At 72.3% G+C, this 14,378-nt stretch carries 11 protein-coding genes; 8 read left to right on the plus strand and 3 right to left on the minus strand.

The window, feature by feature from the left end; all coding sequences use genetic code 11:
• Positions 1–61: 61 nt before the first annotated feature.
• Complete coding sequence (locus HTV45_RS12970) at positions 62–1,252, plus strand: acyl-CoA dehydrogenase family protein (RefSeq protein ID WP_215205887.1); 1,191 nt, start codon at positions 62–64, stop codon at positions 1,250–1,252.
• A gap of 36 nt (positions 1,253–1,288) precedes the next feature.
• Here the strand turns inward: HTV45_RS12970 and HTV45_RS12975 are convergent, their stop codons facing one another.
• Complete coding sequence (locus HTV45_RS12975; protein WP_149550732.1) at positions 1,289–1,726, minus strand: cell division protein SepF; 438 nt, start codon at positions 1,724–1,726, stop codon at positions 1,289–1,291.
• A gap of 291 nt (positions 1,727–2,017) precedes the next feature.
• On the opposite strand from HTV45_RS12975, the gene HTV45_RS12980 reads away from it, so the two are divergent.
• From HTV45_RS12980 to HTV45_RS13005, 6 genes are all read left to right on the plus strand, one after another.
• On the plus strand, positions 2,018–3,178 hold the full coding sequence (locus HTV45_RS12980) for a DUF5685 family protein (RefSeq protein ID WP_215205888.1): 1,161 nt from the start codon (positions 2,018–2,020) through the stop codon (positions 3,176–3,178).
• 337 nt (positions 3,179–3,515) lie between these two features.
• Complete coding sequence (locus HTV45_RS12985) at positions 3,516–4,421, plus strand: S1 family peptidase (RefSeq protein WP_215205889.1); 906 nt, start codon at positions 3,516–3,518, stop codon at positions 4,419–4,421.
• 543 nt (positions 4,422–4,964) lie between these two features.
• A complete protein-coding gene (locus tag HTV45_RS12990) occupies positions 4,965–6,011 on the plus strand; it encodes a S1 family peptidase (protein ID WP_251692047.1) in 1,047 nt (348 codons plus the stop codon).
• Positions 6,012–6,217: 206 nt separating this feature from the next.
• On the plus strand, positions 6,218–9,835 hold the full coding sequence (locus HTV45_RS12995; protein WP_215205891.1) for a DNA polymerase III subunit alpha: 3,618 nt from the start codon (positions 6,218–6,220) through the stop codon (positions 9,833–9,835).
• Positions 9,832–10,800, plus strand: coding sequence for a hypothetical protein (locus HTV45_RS13000; RefSeq protein ID WP_215205892.1), 969 nt, complete (start codon positions 9,832–9,834; stop codon positions 10,798–10,800). Before HTV45_RS12995 ends, HTV45_RS13000 begins: the two co-directional genes overlap by 4 nt.
• Positions 10,801–11,254: 454 nt before the next feature.
• Positions 11,255–12,118 carry a triacylglycerol lipase gene (locus HTV45_RS13005; protein WP_215205893.1) on the plus strand — a complete coding sequence of 288 codons (864 nt, stop codon included), beginning with the start codon at positions 11,255–11,257 and terminating at the stop codon, positions 12,116–12,118.
• Between the two features lie 73 nt (positions 12,119–12,191).
• Here HTV45_RS13005 and HTV45_RS13010 read toward each other — a convergent pair whose 3' ends face one another.
• Both HTV45_RS13010 and HTV45_RS34820 read right to left on the minus strand, forming a co-directional pair.
• Complete coding sequence (locus HTV45_RS13010; RefSeq protein WP_215205894.1) at positions 12,192–13,238, minus strand: lytic polysaccharide monooxygenase; 1,047 nt, start codon at positions 13,236–13,238, stop codon at positions 12,192–12,194.
• 238 nt (positions 13,239–13,476) lie between these two features.
• Entirely contained in the window at positions 13,477–13,611 is a 135-nt protein-coding gene (locus HTV45_RS34820) for a hypothetical protein (protein ID WP_285899638.1), read from the minus strand.
• A 138-nt stretch (positions 13,612–13,749) separates the two neighbouring features.
• On the opposite strand from HTV45_RS34820, the gene HTV45_RS13015 reads away from it, so the two are divergent.
• Complete coding sequence (locus HTV45_RS13015) at positions 13,750–14,370, plus strand: bifunctional 2-polyprenyl-6-hydroxyphenol methylase/3-demethylubiquinol 3-O-methyltransferase UbiG (protein ID WP_215205895.1); 621 nt, start codon at positions 13,750–13,752, stop codon at positions 14,368–14,370.
• Positions 14,371–14,378: the final 8 nt, after the last annotated feature.

Below are 14,378 nucleotides of genomic sequence, written 5' to 3' on the forward strand. Positions count from 1 at the left end.
GTGACTAGCAGTGCTAGTCGATGTCCCGGAGTTGTCCGGATCCGTCCCCGGAGGGTGTCCCATGTCCGCGTCCGCGAAGTTGCCCCCCTTCGATCCCGCCGACCCCCTCGGCCTCGACGAGCTGCTGGAGCCGGAGGACCTGGCGATCCGGGACACCGTGCGCGGGTGGGCGGCCGACCGGGTGCTGCCCCATGTCGCGGACTGGTACGAGAAGGGCGAGCTGCCCGGCATCCGGGAGCTGGCCCGGGAGCTCGGCGGGATCGGCGCGCTCGGCATGTCCCTCGACGGCTACGGCTGCGCGGGTGCGAGCGCCGTCCAGTACGGACTCGCCTGTCTGGAGCTGGAGGCGGCCGACTCCGGCATCCGCTCCCTGGTCTCCGTGCAGGGCTCGCTCGCCATGTACGCCGTCCACCGCTTCGGCAGCGAGGAACAGAAGCAGCGTTGGCTGCCCGGGATGGCCTCCGGCGAGGTCATCGGCTGCTTCGGTCTCACCGAGCCCGATGCCGGCTCCGACCCCGGTTCGATGCGCACCTACGCCAGGAAGGACGGCACCGACTGGGTGCTGAACGGGCGCAAGATGTGGATCACCAACGGGTCGGTGGCCGGTGTCGCCGTGGTGTGGGCGGGGACCGACGAGGGGATCCGGGGCTTCGTCGTGCCCACCGGCAGCCCGGGGTTCTCGGCGCCGGAGATCAGGCACAAGTGGTCGCTGCGCGCCTCCGTCACCAGCGAACTGGTGATGGACGACGTACGGCTGCCCGCCGACGCCGTGCTGCCGGAGGTGACCGGCCTCAAAGGGCCGCTCAGCTGTCTCTCGCACGCCCGGTACGGCATCGTCTGGGGCTCGATGGGCGCCGCGCGGAGTTCCTTCGAGGCGGCGGTCGACTACGCGAGGACGCGGGAGCAGTTCGGGCGTCCCATCGGCGGGTTCCAGCTGACACAGGCCAAGCTCGCCGACATGGCGGTCGAACTGCACAAGGGAATTCTGCTCGCCCATCATCTGGGGCGGCGCATGGACGCCGGCCGCCTGCGTCCCGAGCAGGTCAGCTTCGGCAAGCTCAACAACGTCCGCGAGGCCATCGACATCTGCCGTACGGCCCGTACGATCCTCGGGGCCAACGGGATCTCGCTCGAGTACCCGGTGATGCGGCACGCGACGAACCTGGAGTCGGTGCTCACCTACGAGGGCACCGTCGAGATGCACCAGCTCGTGCTGGGCAAGGCGCTCACCGGGCTCGACGCCTTCCGGTGAGCGTCCGAAGGGGCAGGGCCGGCGAGCGGCCCTGCCTCAGCTCTGGTTGAAGAAACCGTCCGAACGGTGGGCGGCCGGTTCGCCGCTGACGACCTCGGTGTCGGCCGGGCTGAGCAGGAACACCCGGTTGGACACCCGCTCGATGGAACCGCGCAGGCCGAAGATCAGGCCCGCGGCGAAGTCGACGACGCGCTTGGCGTCACCCGCGTCCATGGCCGTGAGGTTCATGATGACGGGAACGCCCTCGCGGAACAGTTCGCCGATGGCGCGGGCGTCCCGGAAGCTGTCCGGGGTGACCGTGCCGATGCGGCGGCCCTTCTCCTCGGCGACGTCCGCGGCCACCTTGACCCGCGGATCGGTGACCCAGGCCTCCCCGGTCTCGGGCCCGTCGGAGTAGTCGTCGTCGTAGTAACGCTCGTCTTCGTTGTCGTCGACGAGGCCAAGCCAGGCACTCGCCTTGCGTACCGATCCCATGGACGCCTCCTCTCACAGCGGTCTTTTCTGCTTTCCGCATCCCTATGGTCGTCCATGATGCGGATGGCGCGCCAAGTGGATAGACGCCGCACGGGGGGTTTGTGACGGTACTGGTGCACAGCGAATCCGTCGAGAGTCCGTGTTTCCCAAGGGTTTTGGTGTAAACGGATGCTGACTGTGAGTGAAATATGATTCTTCCCGGCATCCGGGTGATGAGGGGTGCGTACGGGTGAACGCGGTGAGCGCTACGATGCGGCCGCTCAGCGTCGTACAACTGCACGGGGGAACGTAGTGTTCGGAATGGTCAGGCCGTGTCGGCACCGGCTCGGGGAGAAGCTCACCACCCAGTGGATGGCCCATTTGTGCGGGCTCTGTCTCGCGCTGCGCCAAGACCACGGCCAGCTCGCGCGCATCGTCACCAACTACGACGGGCTGCTGATATCCGTTCTGACGGAAGCTCAGTCCGGTTTTGCCGAAGCGGGACGGCGCACCGCGGGGCCCTGTCCGCTGCGCGGTATGCGCACCGCTTCCGTCGCACACGGTGAGGGCGCGCGGCTCGCGGCGGCCGTCTCCCTCGTCCTCGCCTCCGCCAAGATGCGCGACCATGTCGCCGACGGTGACGGCCTGCTGGCGCGCAGACCGGTGGCGCTCGCCGCGCACCGGGTCGCTGCGGGCTGGGACCGGGCCGGGGCACGGACGGGCGCCGGCGTCGGCTTCGACACGGCCGTCCTGCTCGACGCCGTGGACCGGCAGGCCGGGATCGAGACGCTCGCCGGCCCCGGCACCCCGATCCTCACCGTCACCGAGCCGACCGAGACCGCGACCGCGGCGGCCTTCGCGCACACCGCCGTGCTCGCCGGCCGGCCGCACAACGCCGGACCGCTCGCGGAGGCGGGGCGTCTCTTCGGGCGCCTCGCGCACCTGCTGGACGCCGTGGAGGACCGGGAGGCCGATGCCGCCTCGGGCGCCTGGAACCCGCTCGCCGCCACCGGCACCCCGCTGGAGGAGGCCCGCCGGCTCGCCGACGACGCGGTGCACGGCATCCGTCTCGCCCTGACGGAAGTGGACTGGGGATCCGGCGTCCCCGGGGGGCACGGCACGGGCGGAGTCCTGGCGCACCGGCTGCTCGTCCATGAACTGCCCAACTCCGTTCATCGTGCCTTCGGTACGGTCTCCTGTGCCCATGGAAGCGGCGCCTATGCCCCGCCCGGTGGCCCCGGCGCCCCGATGCCTCCCGGGCCGCCGCGCCGGGACCGGCGGGGACTGGTCACCGGCTGCGCGGTCTGGCTGGGACTCGCCTGCACCTGTCAGATGTGCTGCGGCACCTACGAGGACCCCTGGACCGGCGAGCCCAGGCGGGGATCCTGCTCCAACTGCGACTGCAGCGGATGCTGCGACTGCTGTGACTGCTGCGGTGAGGGCGGCGGCTGTGACTGCGGCTGCAACTGCTGAACCGGGATCTGCGCGCGCAACGCCGGGAGGGGCCGACGGTCCGTCGGCACGGCACCCGGAGGGGCGAATTCCGGACACCTCGCCGTTGTTCGACCGGTCGTCAGATGGAGGTGACCGCTGGTAACGCGACTTCGCGCGTGGATCAAAACTCATACATGGTTCAAAGGTTGACGTCCAAAAGACACCCTTGCGCCGACCGGTCGTTCGGCCGAATACTCGCCACCAGCGCTTGTCAGGGGCACGGCGGGTTCGGAATCCGGACGCGTCTCCGCTGACTGCGCCTCACGGGCCCACAACCCCACGAGGGCCCCCTACTTCCTTTGTGGAGGAACGACAAGTGAGGATCAAGCGCACCACCCCCCGCAGTGGCATCTCGAGACGGACCCGGCTGATCGCCGTATCGACCGGACTCGTGGCCGCCGCCGCGATCGCGATCCCCAGTGCGAACGCGGCCGACACCCCGTCCACCTTCAGCTCCGCCGAACTCAAGGGCGTCAGCGGCTCGGTGCTGCAGGCGGACATCCCGGGCACCGCCTGGGCCGTCGACAGCAAGACCAACCGGGTCGTCGTCACCGTCGACAGCACCGTCTCCCAGGCCGAGATCAACAAGATCAAGCAGCAGGCCGGGGACGACGCCGGGGCGATCACCGTCAAGCGGACCCCGGGCAAGTTCAGCAAGCTCATCCAGGGCGGCGACGCCATCTACTCGAACAGCGGACGCTGCTCCCTCGGCTTCAACGTCCGGTCCAGCAGCGGCGCCGAGTACTTCCTGACCGCCGGTCACTGCACCCAGGGCGCGGGCACCTGGTACGGCAACTCCAGCCGGTCTCAGGTCCTCGGCTCGACCGCCGGCTCCAGCTTCCCGGGCAACGACTACGGCATCGTGCGCTACACCGGGTCGGTCAGCCGCCCCGGCACCGCCAACGGCGTGGACATCACTCGTGCGGCCACCCCGGGCGTGGGCACCACCGTCCTCCGCGACGGCTCCACCACGGGCACGCACAGCGGCCGGGTCACCGCCCTCAACGCGACCGTGAACTACGGCGGCGGCGATGTCGTCGGCGGCCTCATCCAGACCACGGTCTGCGCCGAGCCCGGCGACTCCGGTGGCTCGCTCTACGGCAGCAACGGCACCGCGTACGGTCTGACCTCCGGTGGCAGCGGCAACTGCCGCACCGGTGGTACGACCTTCTTCCAGCCGGTGACCGAGGCCCTGAGCGCCTACGGGGTCAGCGTCTACTAGGACCGGTTCCGCACCACCGGTTCCACGGGTTCCGCCGAATCCATCGGCATCCGGCAGCACGACGAGCCCCCGCACGCGAGTCCGCGTGCGGGGGCTCGTCCGTGTCCGCCTGCCGGGGCGGCGTCCGGCGGTCTTCGGGTCCGGCGCCGGAACCGGTGCGAAAGCAACTTCCGTCCACCACGCCTCGGGTGGAGCCGGACCACGAGGGTCGATTTCAAGCCACCGACGTATCCCGTGGTCCGTACCGCCGGATACCCCTGCGTAATGTTTGCTGCGCGAACGACCCTACGTGTCCATGACCAGTCAGGACATAGGGGGCGCGCGGCCGTTGCCGTACGCGCGTCCTGAAGTCGACCTTGTGTGCTCCCTGTGGGATTCGGAAGAGTGGGCGCCGTTCGACCGGCACGGGCGTGGCTTCTTTCGTCTTCCACCCCCGTGGCCGTACGCCTTCCGGTCCGGTGAGGTCCCCACAACCTTCCGGGCCGTCCCCCCACAGGAGGACGTGAGTTGAAGCACCGACGCATACCCAGGCGACGTGTGGCCATGGCGGGTGCGGGCATCGCCGCGCTGGCCGCCGGCGCGGTCACCTTCCAGACTGCGAACGCGAGCGAGGTGCCGGCGGACGCCGCGCCCCGGACACTCTCGGTCCACGCGGCCGGAAAGCTCGCATCGACGCTCGCCCAGGACCTGGGCGCCGACGCGGCGGGAACGTACTACGACGCGAAGAGCAAGAGTCTTGTGGTGAACGTGCTCGACGAGGCCGCCGCCGAGGCGGTCGAGTCGGCCGGAGCCGAGGCGAGAGTCGTGACGAACTCCCTCGCCGCGCTGAAGGGCGCGCACACCACCCTCGAGCAGGACGCCACCATCCCGGGCACCGCCTGGGTGACCGACCCGACCACCAACAAGGTCGTCGTCACCGCGGACCGCACGGTCTCCGCGGCCGAGTGGGCCAAGCTGACCGAGGTCGTGGACTCGCTGGGCGCCAAGGCCGAACTCCAGCGCACCAAGGGCGAGTACAAGCCCTTCGTCGCGGGCGGCGACGCCATCACCGGAGGCGGCGGGCGCTGCTCGCTCGGCTTCAACGTGACCAAGGGCGGCGAGCCGCACTTCCTCACCGCCGGGCACTGTACCGAGGGCGTCTCCACCTGGTCGGACTCCTCGGGCGGCGTGATCGGTGAGAGCGCGGCGTCCAGCTTCCCGGGTGACGACTACGGCCTGGTGAAGTACACGGCCGACGTGGACCACCCCAGCGAGGTGAACCTCTACGACGGCTCCACGCAGGCGATCTCCGGCGCCGCCGAGGCCACCGTGGGCATGCAGGTCACCCGCAGCGGCTCCACCACCCAGGTGCACTCCGGCACGGTCACCGGTCTGGACGCCACCGTGAACTACGGCAACGGCGACATCGTCAACGGTCTGATCCAGACCGACGTGTGCGCCGAGCCCGGCGACAGTGGCGGCTCGCTCTTCTCGGGCGGCAGCGCGGTCGGCCTCACCTCCGGCGGCAGCGGCGACTGCGCCTCGGGCGGCACGACCTTCTTCCAGCCGGTGACGGAGGCCCTGTCGGCCACCGGTACACAGATCGGCTGAGCACACCTCGTCACGATGTCCCGTCCCTCCGTCACGGCAGGGGCGGGACATCGTGCGTTTCCGGGTGTTTGCACAGGTGGGGAGGGGTCACCCGGGTGTCGCACGGGTGTCGCACACACATTCGAGAATTGGTCTATGGTGGGGGTGAGGTCAGTGGGAACAACTGTTCGAGAGTCGGTCGGGGCTCACGAGTACGGGAGGTGCGTGTGCCGGGTTTCACGCATCTGCGCACCGTCTCCGGGTTCTCCCTGCGCTACGGCGCCTCCCACCCGGAGCGGCTGGCCGAGCGGGCCTCGGAGCGGGGCATGGACGCCCTCGCCCTCACCGACCGGGACACTCTCGCCGGGTCCGTCCGCTTCGCCAAGGCCTGTGCGAAGGCCGGTGTCCGACCGCTGTTCGGCGCGGAACTGGCGGTGGCGGCACCTGCGGCGTCCTCGGCGCCGGAGGACGCGTCCGTGCGGCGCAGGGGGGTCCCCCCGCCGAGCCGGGAACGGGGCAGGCGCCGCGCCCCGGTGCGCGGCGGTGCCTTCATCGACGAGTCGGCACCGCGTGTCACCTTCCTCGCCCGGGACGGCGCCCGCGGCTGGGCCGACCTGTGCCGCCTGGTCTCCGCCGCCCACACCGCGGACGGGACCCCGCTGCTGTCCTGGGACGCCAACCACGCCGACGGGCTGACCGTCCTCCTCGGCCCCGACTCCGACGTCGGCCGTGCCCTCGCCGCGGGCCGCCCCGACCGCGCCGCCCGGCTCCTCGCCCCCTGGCGCGAGGTCTACGGCGACGCCCTGCGCCTGGAGACCGTCTGGCACGGCCGCGAGGGCACCGGTCCCGGCTCCCTGCGGCTGGCCGCCCGCACTCTGGGGTTCGCCGCCGAACAGCGCGTCCGGCCCGTGCTCAGCAACGCGGTCCGCTACGCCGACCCCGGCCTCGGCCCGGTCGCCGACGTGCTGGACGCCGCCCGCCTGCTGGTCCCCGTCGACCCGGCCAGGGGGCTGGACTCCGGCGAGGCATGGCTCAAGGGCCAGGAGGCCATGCTGGGAGCCGCCGAGCGGGTGGTGGAGGCCGCGGGCTTCCGGCGCGAGGCCGCCCTCCGGCTGCTGGACCGGACGCGGGCCACGGCCGCCGAGTGCATGGTCGACCCCGAGGACGACCTCGGCATGGGCAGCGTCCACTTCCCCGAACCGCACCTCGTCGGCGCCGGCCGCCGCACCGCCCAGCGGGCGCTGGCCTCCCGGGCGGCGGCGGGCATGGTGCTGCGCGGGTACGCCGGCCGCCGGGAGTACTGGGAGCGGATGCACCACGAGCTGGACATCATCGCCCACCACGGCTTCGCCTCCTACTTCCTCACCGTCTCCCAGGTCGTCGACGACGTGCGGGACATGGGCATCCGGGTCGCCGCACGCGGTTCCGGCGCCGGTTCCCTGGTCAACCACCTCCTCGGCATCGCCCACGCGGACCCGGTCGAGCACGGGCTGCTGATGGAACGCTTCCTGTCCAGGGAGCGGGTCGTGCTGCCCGACATCGACATCGACGTGGAGTCCGCGCGGCGCCTCGAGGTGTACCGCGCGATCATCGGCCGGTTCGGCGCCGAGCGGGTCGCCGCGGTCGCCATGCCGGAGACCTACCGGGTGCGCCACGCCATCCGGGACGTCGGCGCGGCGCTGTCCATGGACCCGGCCGAGATCGACCGGATCGCCAAGTCCTTCCCGCACATCCGCGCCCGCGACGCCCGCGCGGCGCTCGAGGAACTGCCCGAGCTGCGGGAACTGGCGGGGGAGAAGGAGAGGTACGGCAGGCTGTGGGAGCTGGTCGAGTCCCTGGACGCGCTCCCGCGCGGTGTCGCCATGCACCCTTGCGGTGTCCTGCTGTCCGACGCCTCCCTGCTGACCCGTACACCGGTCATGCCGACCAGCGGCGAGGGCTTCCCCATGGCGCAGTTCGACAAGGACGACGTGGAGGACCTCGGGCTGCTCAAGCTCGATGTGCTGGGCGTGCGGATGCAGTCGGCGATGGCGCACGCGGTCACCGAGGTGGAGCGGGCGACGGGGGAGCGGATCGACCTGGACGCGGTGCCGGAGGACGATCCGGCGACCTACGGACTCATCCGGTCCACCGAGACGCTCGGCTGCTTCCAGATCGAGTCGCCGGGCCAGCGGGACCTGGTCGGGCGGCTCCAGCCGTCGGCCTTCCACGACCTGGTCGTGGACATCTCCCTCTTCCGGCCCGGTCCGGTCGCCGCCGACATGGTGCGCCCGTTCATCGAGGCCCGGCACGGGCGGGCTCCGGTGCGCTACCCGCACCCGGATCTGGAGGAGCCGCTGAAGGGGACGTACGGGGTGGTCGTCTTCCACGAGCAGGTCATCGACATCGTGGCCACCCTGACCGGCTGCGGGCGCGGCGAGGCGGACCGGGTGCGGCGCGGGCTGTCCGACCCCGACTCGCAGGGGCGGATCAAGGTCTGGTTCGCGCAGCACGCGGCGGCCCGCGGCTATGACGCGGAAACGATTCAGCGCACCTGGGAGATCGTCGAGGCCTTCGGGTCCTACGGCTTCTGCAAGGCGCACGCGGTCGCCTTCGCCGTCCCCACGTACCAGTCGGCGTGGCTGAAGGCGCACCACCCGGCCGCCTTCTACGCGGGGCTGCTCACCCATGACCCCGGGATGTACCCGAAGCGGCTGCTGCTGGCGGACGCGCGGCGGCGCGGGGTGCCGGTGCTGCCGCTGGATGTGAACACGTCGGGGGTCGCACACAGGATCGAACTGGTGTCTGAATCAAAGGGACTGAAGGGACTGAAGGGGCCGGAGCAGAAAGGGGCGGAGGGAACGAAGGGGCCCGCGGGGGTGTGGGGGCTCCGGCTGGCGCTCTCCGACGTGCACGGCATCAGCGAGGCCGAGGCCGCCCGGATCGCCGGCGGGCAGCCGTACGCCTCCCTGCTCGACTTCTGGGAGCGGGCCCGCCCCAGCCGCCCGCTCGCCGGACGTCTCGCCCAGGTCGGCGCCCTTGACGCGTTCGGCGCCAACCGCCGTGATCTGCAACTGCATCTGACCGAACTGCACCGGGGCGCCCGCGGCGGACGCGGCGACCAGCTCCCCCTGTCCGGCGGCCGGAGGACCGCCCCGGCCGGACTGCCCGACCTCACCGAGTCGGAGAAGCTCAGCGCCGAACTGGGCGTGCTGTCCATGGACGCCTCGCGCCATCTGATGGACGACCACGGCGCCTTTCTCCAGGAACTGGGCGTGCTCTCCGCGCGGCGGCTGCGCGAGGCCCGGCACGGGGACACCGTGCTGGTCGCGGGCGCCAAGGCGGCCACCCAGACCCCGCCCGTCCGCTCCGGCAAGCGGGTCATCTTCTCCACCCTGGACGACGGCACGGGCCTGGTCGACCTCGCCTTCTTCGACGACTCCCACGACGCCTGCGCCCATACCGTCTTCCACTCCTGGCTGCTGCTGGTGCGCGGAGTGGTGCAGCGACGGGGCCCGCGCAGCTTCAGCGTGGTCGGCTCCGCCGCCTGGAACCTCGCCGACCTGCTGGAGATCCGCCGGGAGGAGGGCCTGGAGGGAGTCGCCGCGCGGCTCGCCGAGCCGGCCGGAGCCGGCGCGGAGCCCACCGGCGAGGACGACGGCGACGGTCCGGCCCGCAGGCGGCTCGCCGGTTCGGACGGGCGGCCCGCGCCGGCCGGCTCCGCGGCCCGGGACCCGATGGAGGACAGGACGATCCGCATGCCCACGGGGTACGAGATGCACCCCTGGGCCGATCTGCGCCCCGCGGGCGAAGGGCCCGCGGTGGGAAGGAAGTTGTGGCACCAGAGTCCGGGGAGTGCGGGATGACCATTCTCTGCGTACGTTTCCAGCTGCCTCCGGTGTACGAGGCGGCCCTGCCGGGGCTGCTCGGCCTGCTGGAGGAGTTCACCCCCGTCGTCCAGGCCCTGCCGCCGGACGGGGCGCTGGCCGATCTGCGCGGCGCCGAACGGTACTTCGGGCGCACCGCCCTCGAGCTGGCCTCGGTGATCCGGGTGCGCGCCCTCGCCCTGCACGGCGTCGACTGCGTGATCGGCGCCGGGCCCGGCCCGATGCTGGCCCGTATGGCCCTGCGGGAGGCCCGGCCGGGGCTGACCCGCGCGGTGCCCGAGGGCGAGGTGCGGGAGTTCCTCGCCGGCCGGCCCGTCGTCGCGCTGCCCGGCGTCGGCACCAGGACGGCCCGCACCCTGTGCGAGTACGGTCTCGACACCCTCGGCCGGGTCGCCGCCGCCCCGCTGTCCACGCTGCAGCGGCTGGTGGGCGCCAGGACGGGGCGCGAACTGCACGAGAAGGCGAACGGCGTCGACCGCGGCCGGGTCGTCCCGAACGCCGTCTCCCGGTCACTGGCCACCGAACGCCCCTTCGGCCGCGACGAACTGGACCCCGGACGGCACCGCCGCGCCCTGCTCTCGGCCGCCGGGGAACTGGGCACCCGGCTGCGCGCCCTCGACAAGGTCTGCCGCGGCCTCACCCTCACCGTGCGCTACGCCGACCGGTCCGCGACCACCCGCACCCGCACCCTCCCCGAGCCGACCGCCCACTCGGCCGCGCTCACCAGGGCGGCGTACGGCCTGTACGAGGTACTCGGTCTGCAGCGCGCCCGGGTCCGCTCGATCGCGCTCCGAGCGGAGGGCCTCGACCCCGCCGAGCGGGCATCCCACCAGCTCACCTTCGATCCGGTGGACGAGAAGGCGCGCAGGATCGAGGAGGTCGCGGACCGGGCACGGGCGAAGTTCGGCCCCCACGCGGTGATGCCGGGCACGCTGGCCGCGTAGGCGCCGTCGGCTCGGTTCGCCCACGGCGGCACGGTGCGCGTGCCGTCGAGGGCGATCAGCAGCTCGCCGTCGAGCAGACGGAAGAACCCCTCCCGGCTGACGGTGTGCGCGGGCGCCCGGCTCGTCGTGCTGACCGAGACGGGGTGGGCGCGGCCTGCGCCCGGGCGGCGGAGGCCGCGCGGGTGCGGGGTGAGGTCCTGGGGGAGGCGGAACTGCGCGCGCTGCGGGAGCGGTTGCTGCGCATCGCGCCCGGCGGCCCGATTCGTCCCGCTTGGTGACGCCTTATCAGTCGGACGCGATCGCGCGCGGGCCGATACGGGGAGTTTTTGCCGACCCGTAACTTCCCCCTTTAACTACTCACCCGTAACTTGACGAGTGAACAGCATCCTCGTGATCCGGATCACAGGGCGTAGGACCCCCACCCTTCCCCCTTGAGCCGCAAGGAGATCACACGATGCTGCCCTGGAAGCGGGTGATCAGACCGCTGGCCGCGTTCCTCCTGGCCGCCGCGGCCGTCACCGTCCCCTCCGCCGCGAACGCCCAGGCCGCCGCCGCCCCCAGCTCCGGCTGGAACGACTACACCTGCGTGCCCTCCGCCGCCCATCCCCGACCCGTCGTCCTGGTCCACGGCACCTTCGGCAACTCCGTCGACAACTGGCTGGGCCTCGCGCCCTACCTGAAGCACCGCGGCTACTGTGTCTTCTCCCTCGACTACGGCCGGCTCCCCGGCGTCCCCTTCTTCCACGGTCTCGGGCCCGTCGAGAAGTCCGCCGAGGAGCTCGACGCCTTCGTCGACAAGGTGCTCGCCGCGACCGGCGCCGACGAGACCGACATCGTCGGCCACTCCCAGGGCGGCATGATGCCGCGCTACTACCTCAAGTTCCTGGGCGGAGCGGACGAGGTGAACGCCCTCGTCGGCATCGCGCCCAGCAACCACGGCACCACGCTCGGCGGCCTCACCGCGCTGCTGCCGTACTTCCCGGGCGCCGGGGACCTGCTGAGCGAGGCCACCCCCGCCCTCGCCGACCAGGTCGCCGGCTCGGACTTCCTCACCAGGCTCAACGCGGGCGGCGACACCGTGCCCGGCGTCCGCTACACCGTCATCGCCACCCGGTACGACCAGGTCGTCACCCCGTACCGCAGTGCCTATCTGAGCGGTCCGAACGTGCGCAACGTGCTGCTCCAGGACCTCTGTCCGCTCGATCTGTCCGAGCATCTGTCGATCGGGCTGCTCGACCGGATCGCGTTCCACGAAGTGGCCAACGCCCTCGACCCGGCCCGGGCGAGACGGACCACCTGCGCCTCGGTGTTCGGCTGACCCGTGCGGGCGCGCGGCGCACGTGCGGGGGCCCTGTCCGGCCTGAGCCGCCGGACAGGGCCCCCGAGTCGGTTCAGCGGCCGGACCGTCCGGCCGCCGTGCGCCGCCGTGCGGAGGCGAACAGCGCCGCCGAGCCGAGCGCCAGCGCCGCGGCGCCGCCGACCATCAGATACGGGGTCCCGGCGTCACCGCCGGTCTCCGCGAGGTTCTGCGAAGCACCGGCCGCCTTCGGCCGGTTGGGGGCCTGGGCGGTGCCGCCGTCCGCGACCGGCTTCGCCGAGGTGCTGGGGTCGTCGTCGCCGTGCCCGTGGTTCTCGATGGTCGACTTGTCGGCACCGTCCTTGATCTGCTCCTCGGACGGAGCGGAGGCGGCCGGTACCGGGACGGCCTCCTGCCGCGGGGTGTCGCCCGGCTCGCCGGCCTCACCGCCGGCCTCCTCGCCGTCCGCCTTCTCCTCGCCCGTCTGGTTTCCGCCCGTCTGGTTCCCGCCGCCGAAGGCGACGTCCGAGCAGGAGTAGAACGCCTCCGGGCTGTCCGACCGCTGCCACACCGCGTAGAGCAGCTGCTTGCCGGAGCGCTCGGGGAGGGTGCCGTTGAAGGTGTAGAAGCCGCCCGACGCCGCCGGGTCGGTGGACGTCGCCACCGGATTCGCCAGATCCAGGTCGTTCCAGGCGAGCGGCTGCGACGGGTCGTAGCCCGGCTTCGTGATGTACACCTTGAAGGTCCCCTTGTGCGGGGCCGTCACGCGGTACTTGAAGGTGTACGAGCCACTGTTCACCGCGGTCGCGGGCCAGTCGGCGCGGGCCAGGTCGAGGCCCTTGAACGCCTCGTCGCCCGCGCTGCACAGCTTGCCGTCGGGGATGAGCTCCTGGTGGCGTCCGCCCGCGTCGCCGATGCGGACGCCGTTCCAGTCGTAGAGCGCCTGGGTGCCGCCGGCCGCGACCGCCGCACGGCACGCCGCCGACCGGGGGCTCTCGGGACCCTCGGCGTAGCACTGCGCGACCCGGCTGACCGGATCGCCCATCGAACCGTGCGCGGCCGCCGGTGCGGCGAAGAGTCCGGTCAGGGCGAGCGGAACGAGACCGGCGGTGGCGACAGCGGCCTTACGGCGTGCGGACATGGGGCAGCAACTCCTCGGAACGGCGATCTCTGGATCCTGGGGGTGGATCCCGTGGGGGTGGCTCAGAAGCTAGCCCCGAAGAACCGGGAAATCGCCCGCCGAAGGCCCTGGAGAGGGATCCTTATGGCCGCGTTAAGGGAGTGCTCAGGCTGGGATCAGGTAGCCGCCGTGCGGGGCGTGACCGCACCCGTGCGCGCGGAGGCGGGGCCGGTGTCCGCGCCGGGCGCCGCGGGCGCGCTCAGCCGTCGGGCCACCAGGTGCGGGCGATGTCCTTGCGGACCTCGGGGCGCCCCGCGGGGCGCTCGTCCCTCTCCTCGCGGACCCGGCGGGTGTCCGTCTTCCTCGGGGGCTTCTGCACGGTGACACGGCGCATGGCTGCCTCCTCCGGGGTCCACCGGGTTCCGTGTTCTCACGGGAGTGGACCTTTCGGGGGACAGTTCCTCATCGGTCCCGATCTGTCTGTGGCGGCCGTCACCAATCGATTGTCAGTGGCAGGTGTCACTCTGGGGCCATGACCACGCATGACAGTGACGGCACGGGCACGGACGGTGCCGGCTGGGACGTGCGCGCCGCCTCCTTCGACGAGCAGCCGGACCACGGACTGCGTGACCCGGAGGTGCGCGCGGCCTGGGCCGGGCGGCTGCGGTCCTGGCTGCCCGGACGCGCGGGGGACGTCCTGGACCTCGGCTGCGGCACCGGCAGCCTGTCGCTCCTCGCGGCCGAGCAGGGGCACCGGATCACCGGGGTCGACCGCTCCCCGGCCATGGTGGCGCTCGCCAGGGAGAAGCTCGCAGGCCGTGACGCGGTGTTCCTCACCGGCGACGCGACGGCTCCGCCGGTCGGCGGGGAGCGCTACGACGCCGTCCTCGTCCGGCACGTGCTGTGGGCTCTGCCCGAACCGGAGCGGGCCCTGCGGCACTGGCGGGACCTGCTGCGCCCGGGTGGGCGGCTGGTGCTGATCGAGGGGGTGTGGGGGACGGTGAGCCCGGCCGGCATACCCGCGGACCGGCTCACCGCCCTCCTCGCCCCGGCCGGCGGACAGGTGCGCGTGGAGCGGCTGTCCGGGGACGCGGCGCTGTGGGGCCGGGAGGTGGACGACGAGCGCTACGCGGTGATCGCGGTCCCGGGGTGAGCCGCGAC

Origin of the sequence: Streptomyces sp. CHD11, assembly GCF_018638295.1 — a bacterium.
Taxonomy (GTDB): Bacteria; Actinomycetota; Actinomycetes; order Streptomycetales; family Streptomycetaceae; genus Streptomyces.